12 protein-coding genes are annotated in these 16,113 nt (G+C 71.9%); 7 read left to right on the top strand and 5 right to left on the bottom strand.

Translation table 11 applies throughout. The annotated features are described in order from the left end of the window. Window position 1 precedes the first annotated feature (1 nt). On the top strand, window positions 2-988 hold the full coding sequence (locus ABZ635_RS08205; RefSeq protein ID WP_357760775.1) for an anti-sigma factor RsbA family regulatory protein: 987 nt from the start codon (window positions 2-4) through the stop codon (window positions 986-988). On the opposite strand, the gene ABZ635_RS08200 is transcribed toward ABZ635_RS08205, so the two are convergent. Then, entirely contained in the window at window positions 978-1,325 is a 348-nt protein-coding gene (locus tag ABZ635_RS08200) for an STAS domain-containing protein (RefSeq protein ID WP_357760772.1), read from the bottom strand. The two genes, ABZ635_RS08205 and ABZ635_RS08200, sit on opposite strands and share 11 nt — an antisense overlap. Before the next feature lie 163 nt (window positions 1,326-1,488). Next, on the bottom strand, window positions 1,489-2,262 hold the full coding sequence (locus ABZ635_RS08195; RefSeq protein WP_357760769.1) for a GAF and ANTAR domain-containing protein: 774 nt from the start codon (window positions 2,260-2,262) through the stop codon (window positions 1,489-1,491). Window positions 2,263-2,412: 150 nt separating this feature from the next. On the opposite strand from ABZ635_RS08195, the gene ABZ635_RS08190 reads away from it, so the two are divergent. Continuing rightward, window positions 2,413-3,573, top strand: a complete 1,161-nt coding sequence (locus ABZ635_RS08190) for a PAS domain-containing protein (protein ID WP_357760767.1) — start codon at window positions 2,413-2,415, stop codon at window positions 3,571-3,573. Window positions 3,574-3,699: 126 nt separating this feature from the next. Here ABZ635_RS08190 and ABZ635_RS08185 read toward each other — a convergent pair whose 3' ends face one another. Together ABZ635_RS08185 and ABZ635_RS08180 are read right to left on the bottom strand one after the other, a co-directional pair. After that, window positions 3,700-4,341 carry a response regulator gene (locus ABZ635_RS08185; RefSeq protein WP_357760764.1) on the bottom strand — a complete coding sequence of 214 codons (642 nt, stop codon included), beginning with the start codon at window positions 4,339-4,341 and terminating at the stop codon, window positions 3,700-3,702. 6 nt (window positions 4,342-4,347) lie between these two features. Continuing rightward, window positions 4,348-8,757, bottom strand: coding sequence for a HAMP domain-containing protein (locus ABZ635_RS08180; RefSeq protein ID WP_357760761.1), 4,410 nt, complete (start codon window positions 8,755-8,757; stop codon window positions 4,348-4,350). A gap of 441 nt (window positions 8,758-9,198) precedes the next feature. Here ABZ635_RS08180 and ABZ635_RS08175 point away from each other — a divergent pair, with 441 nt between their 5' ends. Next, window positions 9,199-11,364, top strand: a complete 2,166-nt coding sequence (locus tag ABZ635_RS08175; protein ID WP_357760814.1) for a SpoIIE family protein phosphatase — start codon at window positions 9,199-9,201, stop codon at window positions 11,362-11,364. A 45-nt stretch (window positions 11,365-11,409) separates the two neighbouring features. Here the strand turns inward: ABZ635_RS08175 and ABZ635_RS08170 are convergent, their stop codons facing one another. Further along, complete coding sequence (locus ABZ635_RS08170; RefSeq protein WP_357760758.1) at window positions 11,410-12,015, bottom strand: response regulator transcription factor; 606 nt, start codon at window positions 12,013-12,015, stop codon at window positions 11,410-11,412. 218 nt (window positions 12,016-12,233) lie between these two features. On the opposite strand from ABZ635_RS08170, the gene ABZ635_RS08165 reads away from it, so the two are divergent. The 4 genes from ABZ635_RS08165 to ABZ635_RS08150 all read left to right on the top strand — a co-directional run bounded on the left by ABZ635_RS08165 (window position 12,234) and on the right by ABZ635_RS08150 (window position 16,033). Further along, entirely contained in the window at window positions 12,234-13,937 is a 1,704-nt protein-coding gene (locus ABZ635_RS08165) for a trypsin-like peptidase domain-containing protein (protein WP_357760754.1), read from the top strand. Window positions 13,938-14,299: 362 nt separating this feature from the next. Next, a complete protein-coding gene (locus ABZ635_RS08160) occupies window positions 14,300-15,559 on the top strand; it encodes a glycosyltransferase (protein ID WP_357760751.1) in 1,260 nt (419 codons plus the stop codon). 72 nt (window positions 15,560-15,631) lie between these two features. After that, the gene (locus ABZ635_RS08155; RefSeq protein ID WP_357760748.1) at window positions 15,632-15,868 is read left to right on the top strand and encodes a hypothetical protein; all 237 of its coding nucleotides are present in this window, start codon (window positions 15,632-15,634) and stop codon (window positions 15,866-15,868) included. 12 nt (window positions 15,869-15,880) lie between these two features. Then, window positions 15,881-16,033 carry a hypothetical protein gene (locus ABZ635_RS08150; protein ID WP_357760745.1) on the top strand — a complete coding sequence of 51 codons (153 nt, stop codon included), beginning with the start codon at window positions 15,881-15,883 and terminating at the stop codon, window positions 16,031-16,033. The last annotated feature ends 80 nt before the right edge of the window (window positions 16,034-16,113 follow it).

Below are 16,113 nucleotides of genomic sequence, written 5' to 3'. Positions count from 1 at the left end.
GATGACGTTCGAACACCAGGGCCTCCTGTTCCGCCGTGAGAGACGGTTCCACGACGTGGCGTTGGAGCGGCTGCGGTCCGCCGTTCGCGACGACGCCCACGTCGTGCTCGCCGTCACCGACCCCCTCCCGCTCCTGGACGGGCTGGACCGGCACGAGCGCGCCAGGGTGGACGTCGTCGGCAGGGACGACCTCTACGAGGCCCCTGGGCGCACTCTGGCCGCCCTGCACCGGCTGACCCTGCTGCACGGGCCGGGGCCGGTGAGCGTGGTGGCCGAACCGCCTCTGGCGCCGTTCGTCCACGGTCCGGCGATGGAGCTGCGCGAGTGGCACCGGTTGGAGTCGGTACTGGGCACCGCGCTGGCCCCGACACGCCTGCGCATGCTGTGCGTGCACGACGAGCGGCCGCTCGGCCCGGGGGTGCGCGCCGCCGTCCGGGCCACGCACCCGACGCTCGTGGACGAGGCCGGTCCGCGCCCCAACCCCGCCTACCTGGGGACCTCGGCGTTCGGACGGCGTCCCCTCTCACCCGAGCCCCTCCCGCTACGGGGGCCGGTGCACCGGCTGGAGATCGGTCAGTCGCTGCCCCGGCTGCGCGAAGAGCTCACGGCGCTGGCCGGTGCGGTCGGCCTGCCTCCGGCCCGGGTGGACAACATAGTCGTCGCGGTGAACGAACTCGCGGCGAACGTGCTCGAACACGGGGCGGGCAAGGGCAGTGTCCACCTGTGGCGGGCGCCGGACCGGTGGGTGTGCGACGTCTTCGACGAGCACGGCGACCTGCGCGACCCGCTCGCCGGGTACCGTCCGGCGGACACGCTCCGCTCGCGCGGCTACGGGCTGTGGATCACCCGGCAGACCTGCGACTACCTGGAGATCTGCGGAAGCGGTGAGGGATCGCTGACCCGGCTGCACTTCCTCGACGGCGCACGCGGAGCGGCGTCGGGCGAGGGCCGGGCCGAGCGCGGCAGGGAGGCCGGACTCACCCCCTGAGCGTCTCCACGGCGTTGTCGGTGCTCGCGTCGATGGGGATGACCTGGTCGATGCCCGCTATCACGAACAACCGGTTCACCTGCTGCTGGGGTTCGGTGACCACGAGCCCCAGGCCGAGGTCGCGGGCCTGGCGGAAGGCCGCGACGAGGACCCCGATGCACCGGGAGTCGCAGAACCCGACCTTGGCCAGGTCGACCACCACCCCGACGGGCAGCGGTGCGGACAGCACCTCGTCCAGGGCCTCCGCGAGCGCGGGCGAGGTGACCGCGTCCATCTCCCCGACGGGTGTCACGATGACGACGCCATCCTCGCGGCGGATCGAGACGTCTGACGTCACGCTCGGTTCTCCTTGTCGTTCGCATGCACCGTGGAGGGCTCGACGCTCCCCCGGGCGGACCGACCGCCACCGCGTACCGCGACGGCCCCGAACCCTCATCATGACGGCTCACTGTCACGCTCTGGACTCGGAGCGACTTCGACACGTCGGCGAACCGGGTGTCTCAGCGCCCTCCCGGCCTCGGGCGGCGCGACCTCTGCGGGCCGGTGTTCTCCGCGACCAGGTCGCGGGCGACGTCCACGACCTTCTTCCGGTTACGCTGCGCCACCTCCCGCAGGGCGGCGAAGGCGGTGTCGGCGTCGCAACCGCGGGCGTGCATGATGATGCCCTTGGCCTGGTCGATGACGGTGCGCGCGGACATCGCCCGGCGCATGTGCGCGGACTCCCGCGCGGCGTCCGCCTGACGGTCCGCGGTGTTCAGGGCCATGGCGGCGTGCTCGGCGAGCAGCGCGGTGAGCTGGGTGACGACCTCCTCGTCGAAGGCGTCGGCGCGGCCGGAGTGCACCCCGAACGTCAGGATGCGGTCCTCGTCGCCGTCGCCCTCCCCCGAGAGCTTGCTGGGCTGGGTGACGGAGGAGCGGTCGCCGCACTGGACCGCCATGCTCGTGTACCGGGGCCAACGGTTCTCCCGCAGCACGTCCGCGACCCGGACCTGGCGCATCTCCCGGACGGCCTCCACGGTGGGGCCCTGGTCGGTCGTGTACTGGTGTTCCAGGGCCTCGGAGAGGTCGGAGTGCGAGGCGCCGTAGTCGGCGACCACGTGCCGTAGCGAGCCGTCACGTCCCACGACCTCGCGCCAGACCACCACCAGCGCCGCCGAGCACCCGGGGACCCCCAGGGCGGCGGCCCGGCTCATCTGGTCCAGGGCCCGTTGCAGGCTGGTGTGCTCCTCCTGCCCCAACGCGGCGATGTCACGGGCGAGGTGTTCGATCCACACAGTCCGCACCTCCACCGACGATTCCCGGGTCCCCCACCAAAGGTAGCCTTCGGGGGAGCCCCGACCGGACGGACGGGGGTCGACGGCGCCGGGCCCGTCCGCTGCGGGTGCCGGCGGGACGCCCTCGAAGACGACCGGGAGACCGTGAGCGTGTCGGAGAACCTCGCCGAACTGCAACGCGAGATCGCTGCTCTGAGCGAACGCATCGTGGCCCTGCGCAACACGCACGCCATGTTCCCGGACGACGCCCAGGGCACGGCCGAGGCCGCCCTCGCCGAACTGGAGTACGCCGAACGGCTGCTGGGCTCCGCCGGGACCGAGCTGGCCCGGGCGCACAGTGGGCCGCCCGAGCCCCGAAGGCCCGCGGAGGACGGCGACCGCGTCCTGCTGCGCGCCGTGTTCAACGAGCTCAGCGTGCCCGTGGTCCTGCTCGACCACGAGGGTTACGTCCGCCGGATCAACGGCGCCGGAGCCACCCAGCTGGGCAGCGCGCCCGGGTACCTCACGGGCAAACCCTTCAGCCACTTCGTGGACCTGCGCAAACGGGCCGCCATGCAGTCGTGGCTGGCCGCCGTGCTGCGCGGGGACGGACCGGCGCACCTGGAGTCGCGGCTGGCCCTGCGCGGATGGGCGGAGGACGTGCACCTGACCCTCACCCGTCTGGAACTGCCCACCGAGGCGCAGCCGCTGGTGCTGGTGGCGATGTCCCCGCCGATGAGCGGCTCCGAGGAGGAGGGTCCGGCCCCGCTGGAGTCCGAGGTGGAGAACCAGGTGGTGGTGCTGGCCGCCCGGCGGCTGGACGTGCTCACGCGGATGACCCGGCTCCTGCTGCGCGGGACCACCCCGACCCGTGACCTGGCCCTGACCGACGCCGCCGACCTGCTGGCCGACTCGTACGCGGACTGGGTGGTCATCGACGTCTGCGACCTGCCCGAGGGACCCCGCGCGGCCCGCCGAGCGGCCGTGGTGGGCCCGGCCGACGCCCCGGAGGGCCAGCGGGAGGAGGTCGCCGCGCTCGTCCCCGGCGACTCGGACATCCCCGGCGAGGTCCTGGGCCGGGGACAGTCGCTGTTGTTCCCCCTGATCGAGGACGAGACCGTCCTGGGCCGCGCGGAGGGCGGCGCGCCGATCCTGGCCGCCCTGGGGGCGGGTTCGCTCCTGTCCGTGCCGCTCAGGGGCAGCCGGGGCGTACGGGGGGCCCTGACCCTCATCCGCCGCAGCAACCGGGCCAGTTTCCGGCTCGCCGACCTCGGCCTCATCGAGGAGATCGGCGAACACATCGGGCTGGCGCTGCCGCCGCGGCCCCAGTGACGCGGTTCCGGCCGCGTTCCGTGGCCGGAGCGGGCCCGGCGGTGCGGTCCCCCGCGCCCGGGCCGTGCGCGTCGGGGCGCCGCGCCGGGTCTCCCGGTCCCCGGCGCCCCTCCCTCGATCCCCGCTCTACTCGTCGGGCCCGTGCAACGTGTCAACCAGCGTGGACAGTCGCGAGGCGGAGCGGTCGACCCGGCGTACGGCGTCGACCAGCGGCTGGTCGATCTCCTGGTAGCGGTCGACGACGTGCTCGCGTAGGGCGGCGAGGTCGGTCTGCACCTGGCGGGAGCGCTGCGCGAGCTGTTCGGCCAGGACCTTGCCGGGCTCCCCGGTCTCCTGGTTGAGGACCCGTTGCAGCGACCGGGCCTGTTCGCGCATCTGCGCCTTGAGCTGGTGCAGTTCCACGAACACCTCGACCTTGGAGCGCAGCACCCACGGGTCGAACGGCTTGATGAGGAAGTCCACCGCACGCGACGAGTAGCCGCGGAAAACCTGGTGCCGGTCGACCTCCTGGGCGGTCAGGAAGATGATCGGCACGTCCTTGGTCTTCTCGCGCTGCTTGATGTGCGCGGCGGTCTCGTACCCGTCCATGCCGGGCATGATCACGTCGAGCAGGATGACCGCGAAGTCGGTTCCCAGAAGGTGCTTCAGCGCCTCCTCACCGGAGTTGGCCCTGACCAGCCTCTGGTCGAGGGAGGTGAGGGCCGCCTCCAAAGCGATGAGGTTCTCGTCCCGGTCGTCGACGAGAAGGATGTTGGCCTTCTGAGTCACTGCTGGCTACTCCGAGTCTTCGTTCGGGGTGCTACTGCTGCCAGTGTCCCCGTTCGCGTCGTGGTTATCCCTGGTGTCGCTGGTGTCCGTCGCGCCATTGTGCCCGGACGCGGAGGCGTCGGACGCACCGGCCCCGAGGTCGTCGCCCGCGGCGCCCGCCCTGGTCTCCTCCGGGCCCGCGGTGAGCCACCGGCGCATCACGTCCAGGAGGTGGTCCAGGTCGACCGGTTTGGTGACGTAGTCGGTGGCACCGGCCGCGAGGCTGCGCTCCCGGTCCCCCTGCATGGCCTTGGCCGTGAGGGAGATGATCGGCAGGTCCTCGAACTGCGGCATCTCGCGGATGCGCTGGGTGGTCTGGTTGCCGTCCAGCTCGGGCATCATCACGTCCATCAGGACGAGGGAGATGTCCTCGTTGGCCTCCAGCTTCTCGATACCGGTGTGACCGTTGTCAGCGTAGAGGACCTCCAGCCCCTGGGCCTCCAGGGCGCTGGTCAGGGCGAACACGTTGCGCACGTCGTCGTCGACGATCAGCACCCGCTGACCGGCCAGCACGGCGCGCCGTTCGGGGTCGGTCCGAGCCTCCACGGCCTCCTGGGCGTTCTCGGACGCCTCCGCCTCGGAGGGTTCGGGCGCCTTGAGCACCTGCACCATCGGCAGGGGTTCCTCGGTCGTCCCGGAGTCGGTCAGCGCCGCCACGACCGCGTCGAAGTCCTCGTCCGGGAGGTCGAGGTCGTCGTCGGACAGGTCGGTGAGCGAGTCGTACTCGATCCGGCTGGGCTCGAGGGCGGGCACCGGCTCCAGGGTGGTGATCTCGTCGGCGCTCTCCCCGGCGTCCTCGGGCAGGCGCACCGGGAGCAGCAGGGTGAAGGTCGAGCCCTGGTTGGCGACGCTCTGCACCCGGATCTCGCCGCCGAGCAGACGGGCGAAGTTCCGGCTGATGGACAGCCCCAGGCCCGTGCCTCCGAAGCGGCGGGAGGTACCGCCATCGCCCTGGTGGAAGGCCTCGAAGATCACCTGGAGCTTGTCCTCGGCGATCCCGATCCCGGTGTCGGCGACGGTGAACGCGATGACCTCCTCGTTCTCCACGAACATGTCGAGGTCGGTGTCCTCCAGGGCCCAGGCGGGCTCGATCAGCAGCCGCACCTCGCCCTGCGGCGTGAACTTCACCGCGTTGGAGAGCAGGTTGCGCAGGATCTGCTGGAGGCGCTGTTCGTCGGTCCACAGGGTGCCGGGGATGTCCGGTGAGACGTCCACGGCGAACGCCAGCCCCTGTTCGCCGGTGACCGGCCGGAACGTGGCCTCCACGTAGTCGACCAGCTGGGCGATGGACACCTCGCTGGGCTGCACCTCGGCGCGGCCGGCCTCCACCTTGGACAGGTCGAGGATCTCGTCGATGAGGAGCAGGAGGTCGCTGCCGGCCTTGTGGATGGTCTGCGCGAACTCCACCTGCTTCGCGGACAGGTTCTGTTCGGCGTTGTCGGCGAGCAGGCGGGCCAGGATCAGCAGGCTGTTCAGCGGTGTGCGCAGCTCGTGCGACATGTTGGCCAGGAACTCGGACTTGTACTTGGACGAGACCTGGAGCTGGTGGGCGCGCTCCTCCAGAGCGTTGCGCGAACGCTGGATCTGCTGGTTCTGGAGTTCGATCGCGCGGTTCTGGTTGGCCAGCTGGGTGGCCTTCTGCCGCAGCTCGGCGTTCTTACCGCGCAGTTCCTCCTGCTGGCGCTGGAGTTCGTTGGAGCGCTCGCGCAGCTGGCTGGTGAGCTGCTGGGACTGTTCGAGCAGGTGCTCGGTGCGGTTGTTGGCCAGGATGGTGTTGATGGTGGTGCCGAGCAGGGCCACCAGCTGGCGGAGGAAGTTCTTGTGGATCTCCCGGAACTCGTCGTAGGACGCGAACTCGATGACGCCGAGCGAACGCCCCTCCGTGACGATCGGGAGGATGTACAGGTGGCGCGGCTGCGCGCCGCCCAGGCCGGACTCGACCGTCACGTAGCCCGGCGGGATGTTCGAGACCTGCTGTTCGACCTGTTGGGAGAGGGCCTCCCCGGCCAGCCCCACACCCTTGCGGATGCGCTGGCGGCCCTCGGGCGGGTCGAAACCGAACCCGGCGTAGAGGCGGAAGACGCCCTCGTTGTCCTGGTCCTCGGGCAGGTAGCAGGCGCCGTGCTGAGCCTCGATCAGCGGCGTCACCTCGGTCATGATGAGGCGGGCCAGCTCGTTGAGGTCGCGGTGGCCCTGGATGTGGCCGGAGATGCGGGCCAGGTTCGACTTGAGCCAGTCGGCGTCGGCCTGGTCGGCGGTGGTCTCGCGCAGGTTGGACACCATCAGGTTGATGTTGTCCTTGAGCTGTTCCATCTCACCGCGGGTGTCGACCTGGATGTTGCGGGTCAGGTCGCCCTTGGCGACGGCGTTGGCGACCTCGGCGATCGCGCGCACTTGCGTGGTGAGGTTGCCCGCCAGACCGTTCACGCTGTCGGTGAGCTGCTTCCACGTGCCGGTGACGCCCTCGACCTTGGCCTGGCCGCCCAGCTGGCCCTGGCTGCCCACCTCGTGCGCGACCCGGGTGACCTCGGTGGCGAAGGCGGACAGCTGGTCGACCATCGTGTTCACCGTCGTCTTCACCTCCAGGATCTCGCCCTGGGCGTTGACGTCGATCTTCTTGGTGAGGTCACCGGCGGCGACGGCGGTCGTGACCTCGGAGATGTTGCGCACCTGCGTGGTGAGGTTGTGCGACATCGAGTTGACGTTCTCGGTGAGGTCGTTCCAGATGCCGGAGACGCCGCGCACGCTCGCGCGCCCGCCCAGCTTGCCTTCGGTGCCCACCTCACGGGCCACCCGCGTCACCTCGTCGGCGAACGCGGACAACTGGTTCACCATCACGTTGATGGTGTCCTTGAGCTCCAGCATCTCGCCCTTGGCGTTGACGGTGACCTTCTTGGTGAGGTCGCCCGCCGCCACCGCCCGCGTGACCATGGAGATCTGCCGCACCTGGTAGGTCAGGTTGTTGGCCATGGAGTTCACGTTGTCCGTGAGGTCCTTCCAGACCCCGGACACGTCGCGCACGTGCGCCTGCCCGGCCAGCTTGCCCTCGGTGCCCACCTCGCGGGCCACCCTGGTGACCTCGTCCGCGAAGGTCGACAGCTGGTCCACCATCTTGTTGATGGTGTCCTTCATGTCGAGCATCTCGCCCTGGGCGTCGACCGTGATCTTCTTGCTCAGGTCGCCCTTGGCGACCGCCGTCGTCACCTGCGAGATGTTGCGGACCTGGTAGGTGAGGCTGTTGGCCATCGAGTTGACGTTGTCGGTCAGGTCCTTCCAGATGCCCGACACGCCCTTGACGTTCGCGCGCCCGCCGAGCTTGCCCTCGGTACCGACCTCGCGGGCCACCCTGGTGACCTCGTCGGCCAGGGAGTCGAGCTGGTCGACCATGGTGTTCACGGTGTTCTTCAGCGCCAACATCTCGCCCTGGACGTCCACCTCCACCTTGCGGGTGAGGTCGCCCCGGGCCACCGCCGTCGTCACCTTGGAGATGTCGCGGACCTGGTTGGTCAGGTTGTCCGCCATGGAGTTCACGTTGTCCGTGAGGTTCTTCCAGATGCCCTGGACCCCGCGGACGTTGGCGCGGCCGCCCAGCTTGCCCTCCGTGCCCACCTCGCGGGCCACCCGCGTGACCTCGTCCGCGAACGTGGAGAGCTGGTCCACCATCGTGTTGAAGGTGTCCTTGAGCTCCAGCATCTCGCCCTGGACGTCGATGGTGATCTTCTTGCTGAGATCGCCCCGAGCGACGGCGGTGGTGACGGTGGAGATGTCGCGGACCTGGAGGGTGAGGCGGGACGCCATCTGGTTGACCGACTCGGTCACCTCGCGCCAGGCACCGGAGACACCCTCGACCCGGGCGCTGCCGCCGAGCTTGCCCTCGGTGCCCACCTCGCGGGCCACCCTGGTGACCTCCTCGGTGAAGCCGCTCATCTGGTCGGCCATCCGGTTCACGGTGTTGGCCAGGCGGAGGATGTCGCCCTTGAGCTCGCCCCTGCGGCCCTCCGTGGAGGCCCGGCGGTTGAGTTCGCCCTCGGCGACGGAGTCGAGGACCCGGGCGACGTCGGTGACGGGCTCGGCGACCTCGTCCAGGAGGACGTTGAGGGCCCGGGCGCTGTTGCCCCACGCGCCCCGTGCCGGGTGCACGTTGACCCGCTCGTTGAGCCGGCCCTCGTCGCGTACCACGTCGCCGACCCGCTGGAGTTCGGTGCTGAGCTGTTCGCTGTGGTCGACCACCTCGTTGAACACCGAGGAGATCTCACGGAGCTTGCCGCTGCCGCGCGACCGGAGCCGGACACTGAAGTCGCCGTCACGCATCCGGTACAGGGCACTCAGGATCTCGTCGAGCTGGTCGTCGGCCAGTTCCGTGACCGCCTCGGGCATGAACCCCTCCTCAATCCCGCACGTCTTCTCGGCCACCGGCCGCACACGGCCCACGGCGAACGGCCCCGCGCGAACCGGACGCACGGGACACGGGGGTACACGTGTCGCACGCGCACCCCTGGTGACATCCCGTCACGCTACCGTCGCGGAATACCACCCGAAAGAAGCGGATGTGTCGTCTTACACTATCTGGCCGGGCCCGGACGCACAGGAGTGTTGGCCAGGTTCCGCTTTCGCTCGTGGCTGACCGACCTCCGCCATGGAGGCCGCACGCCCTCCCCGGTCGGCGTTCCCGCGCGCGGAGTGTACGAGGACGGGGCCCGATATCGAGGTGGTTCGGGGTTCCCCGGGAGGACGGCACGCGTATCGTGGCAGTGTCCACCCCTCCCAGACCCGCGCCCAGTGACGAAGGACACCGACGGCTTGGCAGCACAAGACGCGTTGAAGGTCGCACGACGAGAGTTCCCCCCTGCTCCCGAGACCGCGGCGGCCGCCCGAGAGTTCGTGCACGACACCCTCCTCAGCTGGGGCGTGCCCGACCCCTTCGACGACATCATCCTGCTGGTGAGCGAGCTGGTCACCAACGCCGTCATCCACGCGGACTCGGCGTTGGAGGTCGCCGTGCGCCGCACGGAGGGCTCGACCGAGGTGATGGTCACCGACTCCGCGCCCGAGCGCGCCGTCCCGCAGGCCGGACCGCTCGCCGTGGACACCTCCCCCTCCACCGGAGACGAGCGCAGCGGAGGCCTGGGCCTGGCCCTGGCCTCGGCGATCGCCTCCAGCTGGGGCGTGAGCTACGGACGCAACGACAAGGCCGTGTGGTTCCGGATCGAGGACCGCCCCGGCGACCACCCCTCGTTGGAGTCCCCGCCGGTCCGCCGGGGCCCGTCGCGCCCGGTGCGCCCGCCGGCGTGGTCGGCCCTGGACTCCGCGCTGGGCTCCCGGCTGTCCCTGCCCCAGCTGCTGGAACGCACCGTGGAGTACGCGACCACCGCGCTGAGCGGCGACGCCGCCTACGTCGCGCTGGCCACCTCCGACGAGACCATGTGGGAGGTGCGCTCGGCCGTCGGCCTGACCGGCGGGGCTCCGTGGCGGCCGCTGCGGGTGCGCTCCGAGGAGATCTTCCCGTCGGCGGCGCCCGAGCCCGGCCCGGTGATCAACGACGACATGATGATCTCCCGCACCACCAGGGGCGCGCTGGCCAGGGCCGGGATGCGTTCGCTGGTGACGGCGCCGCTGATCGTCGACGGCCGGGTGACCGGTCTGCTCGGTGTGGCCTCCACCCGCGCCCGGCAGTTCGGACCGGCGGCGGCCAAACGCCTCCAGGAGGGCGCGGACCTGATCGCGCTGCCCGTGGAGCGGTCCCGTCTGGCCGAGGTCGAGCTGAGCCGCCGCGCCTCGCTGAGCTTCCTGGCCGAGGCCAGCGACCTGCTCGCGGGCACGCTCGACGAACGGATGACCGGCGCGCTCGCGGCGCAGCTGATCACCTCACGGCTGGGCCGGTGGTGCGCCATCCACACCATCAACGAGCTGGGCATCTCCAGGCTCACCCACGTGGTGCACGGAGACGAGAACCTCAACGACGTACTGCGGTCCCTGCTGACCGCGCTGCCCCCGCGCGAACAGCGCGAGCCGGGGCCGCTGTGGGCCCACCAGGACCTGGCCGCCGAGGGGCTGGACGAGCAGATGCCCGGCTCCATAGCGCGCGGCCCGGCGATCAGCATCCCGCTGGTGGCCCACGGACGCGCGCTGGGCCGGATGACCATCGGCAAGAACGAGTCGGACGACTTCACCCGCGAGGAGGCCGACGTCGCCGACGACCTCAGCCGCAGGGTGGCGTCGGCGATGGAGAACGCGCGGCTGCACGAGCGGCACACCTCGATGAGCACGGCGCTCCAGCGCAGTCTGCTGCCGCCCAAGGACAAGGAGCCGGTGATCCCCGGAGTGGACCACGCCGTCTACTACCGGCCCTCCGACGAGCGCAGCGAGGTGGGCGGGGACTTCTACGACGTGTTCTCGGCCAGCGGGCGCTGGTGCTTCGCCATCGGTGACGTGTGCGGCACCGGCCCCGAGGCCGCGGCCGTCACGGGTCTGGCCCGGCACACGCTGCGCGCCCTGGCCCGCGAGGGGTTCACCCCGGCGCACATCATGCAGCGGCTCAACCTGGCGATCCTGGACGAGAACACCTCGACCCGGTTCCTGACGATGCTGTACGGCGAGATGACCCCGGCCACCGACGAGGCGGGCGGGATGCGGGTGCGCATGGTCTCGGCCGGGCACCCGCTGCCGCTGCGCCTCAACCAGAAGGGCGAGGTGCAGCCGTTCGGCACGTCGCAGCCGCTGCTGGGCGCCTTCGAGGACGTGGGCTTCAGCACGGAGAGCGTGGACATCCGCCCGGGCGAGGTGGTGCTGGCGGTGACCGACGGCGTCACCGAGCGCCGCAGCGGCTCGGACATGCTCGGCGACGAGGGCCTGATGCGGATCTTCTCCGGCGCGGCCGGGCTCACCGCCCAGGCGGTGATCAGCCGGATCGACCGCGAACTGGAGGAGTACGCCCCCGGCGGCAACTCGGACGACACCGCGATGCTCGTCCTGCGCTTCCTGTAGCCGCTCCCGGGCCTTCGCGGGTGTCGCCCACCAGAGGTGCCCCGCTCAGAGCCAGCCCATGTCCTGGGCGGTGCGGATGGCGGCCATGCGGTTGTCGGCGCCGGTCTTGCCGATGGCGTTGGACAGGTAGTTGCGCACGGTGCCCTCGGACAGGTGCAGGCCCTTGGCGATGCGGGCCACCGTCGCGCCGTCCGCCGCCGCCCGCAACACCTCGGCCTCGCGGTCGGTGAGCGGGCTCTCCCCGCCGACCATCGCGGCGGCGGCCAGTTCGGTGTCGATGTAGCGCCCGCCCTCGTGGACCCGCCGGATGGCCCCGGCGAGCTGCTCCACCGGGGCGTCCTTCGCGAGGAAACCCCGGGCCCCCGAGGTCAGGGCGCGGCGCAGGTACCCGGGGCGTCCGAAACTCGTCAGGATCACCACCCCGCAGCCGGGGGCGCGCTCCTTCAACCGGCCCGCGGCCTCCAGCCCCGTGGCCCCGGGCATCTCGATGTCCAGGACGGCGACGTCGGCGGCGTGTTCCAGGACGGTGTCCACCACGAGGTCGCCCCGGCCGACCTCGGCGACGACCTCCAGGTCGTCCTCCAGGCCCAGGAGCGCGGCGATCGCTCCGCGCACCAGGTGTTCGTCGTCGGCGAGCACGAGCTTGATCACGGGTGGGGCCTTCCCTGTCGGACCGGGTCCTGGGAGCGGAGCGCGGTATCGTTACGGACATTGTGGTACACGGACCCCACTGCTCACGGGGTGCGCCGGTCGGGGCGGGGGCCGGGCGACGACTCGAAACCACGCTGTATCGGGCTCTCACCCTGTTCTAACCCACGCCCCCCAAGATGAGGCAAGTCAGTACATCGTCCCGTCAGTCGGAGGATGAGTTGCACCCGAACGACCCGAGTGAAAGCCCGGAGACCGGTGCTGGAGCGGAGCGCGGCGACGCCGAGCACGGTCCCACCGGGTCCGGTGCCGCCGACCAGCCCCGGACCGGTGAGGAGCGCCCCTTCGAGGACTCCCTCTTCGACGACGACCGAGCGCCCGGCCAGGAGGCTCCGGGCGCGCCCGCCGCGCCCGGCCCGTCCGCGCCCCGGTTCACGGCGCCCGAGGGGCCCGAGCCCGGCTGGGCGACCGGCCCCAACGACACGGACCGCGCCTCCTACGTCTTCCCCGGCCCGGACGGACAGCCCGGCCCCACCAGTCACCCCGAACCCGCCCCGGCGGACGCTCCGGCCGGCCACCACGGCGCGGGCCCCGCGGCTCCGGGAGCACCGTTCGGCGCACCCCGGGCACCGGGCCCCCAGGGACACCAGCCCCCCGGAGCACCGCACCAGGGTCCGCACACGGCGACGTTCATGGCGGGCGCGTACGGCGGCCCCCAGGCTCCGGGCGGCTTCGGCCCCGGACAGCCCCACGGCCCCCAGCAGACGGGTCCCTTCGGACCCCCTCCCCACTTCGGCCCGGGCCACCCCGGCCAGCCGCAGGAGCAGCGCCGGCGCGGCACCGGCCGGATCGTGGCGGTGGCCGCGGTGACCGCCCTGGTCACCAGCCTGATCGTGGGCCCGACCGCCGCCCTGGGCACCGCCTACCTCATGCCCGGCGGGTCACCCATCAGCTCGCTCACCGGCGAGCAGGGCACGACCGCGACCGAGGGCGCCGTGGGCGAGGTCGCCGACCAGGTACTGCCGAGCGTGGTCTCCATCCAGACCAGCGCGGGCGGCGGCAGCGGCGTGATCATCTCCTCCGACGGCCAGGTCCTGACCAACGCGCACGTGGTGGAGGCGGCCGGTGACGGCCCCCTGCTGGTGCGGTTCAACGACGGCAGCACGGCGGAGGCCGAGCTGCTGGGGGCCGACCCGGTCTCCGACATCGCGGTGCTCCAGGCCAAGGACCGCACCGACCTCACCCCGGCGACGCTCGGCGACTCCGACCAGGTCGGCGTCGGCGGCGACGTGGTGGCGATCGGTTCGCCGCTCGGCCTGTCCGGCACGGTGACCACGGGCGTGGTCAGCGCGCTCAACCGCCCGGTGAACACCGGCGCCACCGAGAGCGGCAACAGTCAGACGGCGACGGTGATCAACGCGATCCAGACCGACGCCGCGATCAACCCCGGCAACTCCGGCGGCCCGCTGGTGAACATGGCCGGCGAGGTGATCGGCATCAACACCGCCATCGCCGGGCTGTCCCAGGAGAGCGGGTCGGTGGGCCTGGGGTTCGCGATCCCCATCAACCAGGTCCGGCCGATCACCGAGCAGCTGATCGAGACCGGCAGCGCGAGCTACCCGGCCATCCAGGCCACCATCGCGCCCAGCCGGGTCGGTGGCGCACAGATCATGGAGCTGACCAAGGACGGGGCCGCCGAGAAGGCGGGGCTGGAGGTCGACGACGTGATCGTCGCGGTGGACGGCGACGAGGTGTCCTCGCCGGACCAGCTGATCGCCCGTATCCGCGCCCTCCGGCCCGGCGACGAGGTCACCCTGGGCGTGTTGCCGGGGGGCAGCGGCTCCGAGCGGGAGGTGACGGTGACGCTGGGCGAGCAGGGGGCCGCGTCGGCGCAGGAGGAGACCCCGGAGATCGAGGAGGACTGACGGGGGCGTCTTCCTTCCCTTTCTCCGATCCCCGGACGGGGGCGGACCGGTCACGGGGGCCGGTCCGCCCCCGTCCGCTGTCCGGGGGCGGTTCGGAGCGCGCGGCGGGGGTTCGCGGCGGGGGTTCGCGGCGGGGGTTCGCGGCGGGGGTTCGCGGCGGGGCCTCTTCGGACGCGCCCGTGGTGACGTGCCCCGTCTTGGTGGTCACTGAGGGTATTCTGCCCTGCGCCGTGTGCTACGTCGCCGGTCGCCTCGGCGTCACCGGAAGGTCGGCGACGGTCCATACCGGTGGACCACACTCGTGGTACACCGCACCGGACCAGAGCACGGCCCAGCCGCTCGACGCCTCCAGGAGAACCGGTATGTCCACGTCCTTCGCACCGCACTCCCCCACCGCCCCCCGTGCTCCGGAGAGGGGTCGCGGGGGCCGTCGCGTCCGGGTGCTGATCGGCACCGACACCTACCCTCCCGACGTGAACGGCGCCGCCTACTTCACCGCGCGACTGGCTCACGGGCTCGCCGAACGCGGCGCCGACGTGCATGTGCTCGGCCCCTCCCCCACCGGCCGCCCCTACGTGAGCGAACAGGACGGCGTGGTGGAGCACCGGTTGCGCTCCATGCCGTCGCTGGCCCACGAGAGCGTGCGGCTGGCGCTGCCGCCCGGGGTGCGCGGGCACCTGAACCAGCTCCTGGGGCGCCTGCGCCCGGACACCGTGCACATCCAGAACCACTTCCTGGTCGGCCGGATGCTCGCCCGCGCCGCGCGCGTCCACGGTGTCCCGGTGGTGGCCACCAACCACTTCATGCCCGAGAACCTCTTCGACCCCCTGCGGGTCCCCGGGCCGCTGCGCCCCTACGCGGCCCGCCTGGCCTGGTGGGATCTGGGCCGCGTGCTGGCCGGGGCCGAGCACGTGACCACCCCGACCCCGGCCGCCGCGGGGCTCCTCACCGACCAGGGGTTCGCCCGGCCGGTGGAGCCGGTCTCCTGCGGCATCGACCTGGTCCGCTTCCAGCCGCTGCCCGCCGACGCCCCCGCGGCCGACCGGAGGCGCCTGCGGGAGCGGCTCGGCGTCCCCGACCGCCGGACGATGCTGTTCGTGGGCCGCCTGGACGAGGAGAAGAACGCCGACGAGCTGGTGCGGGCGGTGACGCTCCTGCCCGACACGCAGCTGGTGCTGGCTGGGCACGGCGCGCAGCGGACCCGGTTGGAGGAACTGGCCCGCGCGGAGGGGGTGGCCGACCGGGTGGTCTTCCTCGGGTTCGTCTCCCATGAGGACCTGCCCGACGTGTTCCGGTGCGCGGACGTGTTCACCATCGCGGGCACCGCGGAACTCCAGAGCATCGCGACCCTGGAGGCCATGGCCAGCGGACTGCCCGTGGTGGCCGCCGACGCGATGGCCCTGCCGCACCTGGTGGAGGAGGGGCGCAACGGCTACCTGTACCGGCCCGGTCGGCCCGGGGAGCTGGCGGAGCGGCTGCGCCTGGTGGTGGAGGACGAGGGAACGCGGCGGCGGATGGGGGCGCACAGCAGGCTGATGGCGTCCCGGCACCGTCTGGAGGACTCGTTGGAACGCTTCGAGCGCATCTACGAGGAAGCGGTGGCGGGCACCGGCCCGAGGTAGGGCGCGGGGACGCCCCGAAACGTCGGAACCGCCTGCTTCGATGGCGGTGACCGGCGGGATCGAGAGGGCGTCATGGGCACCTGCGGTAGTGGGAACTTCGAGAGCGACACGGCGGCCGACCGCCTGGCGGGGGTGGTCGACCGGCTCGTCGGCGAGGTCGCCTCGGCGATGTCCGGCGACCCGGTCGCACTGGAGGCCGACGAGTACTGGGGCACGGCGCTGCCGTGCCACCTGGAGTTGTTGTACGTGCTGGCCCGGGAGGGCTACTCGGGCGGGCGCCTGCCCTCCCGCGAGGTGGTGCTGGGGTGACGCCGGGACTTCATGGCGGCGTGGGAGCGGAGCATCGACGGACTGGAGCCCGCACCGGAGTTCAGGGAGGAGCGCCGGGCCGTGCTGCACCTGACCTTCGACCGGCTCGCCGAGGCCACCGCCCCGGGTCCCGGGGGTCCCGGGGGTCCCGGGGACGTCGTCTAGGGCGGGGCGCGGGAGGACACCGGGCGCGAACGCGGCGCGAACCGGGCGCAGGGCCTCCGGCTCTCCGGCAACCCGGCTCT

The organism is Nocardiopsis sp. NPDC007018 (assembly GCF_040635075.1).
GTDB lineage: Bacteria > Actinomycetota > Actinomycetes > Streptosporangiales > Streptosporangiaceae > Nocardiopsis.
This window is presented reverse-complemented; position numbering and strand designations above follow the sequence as displayed.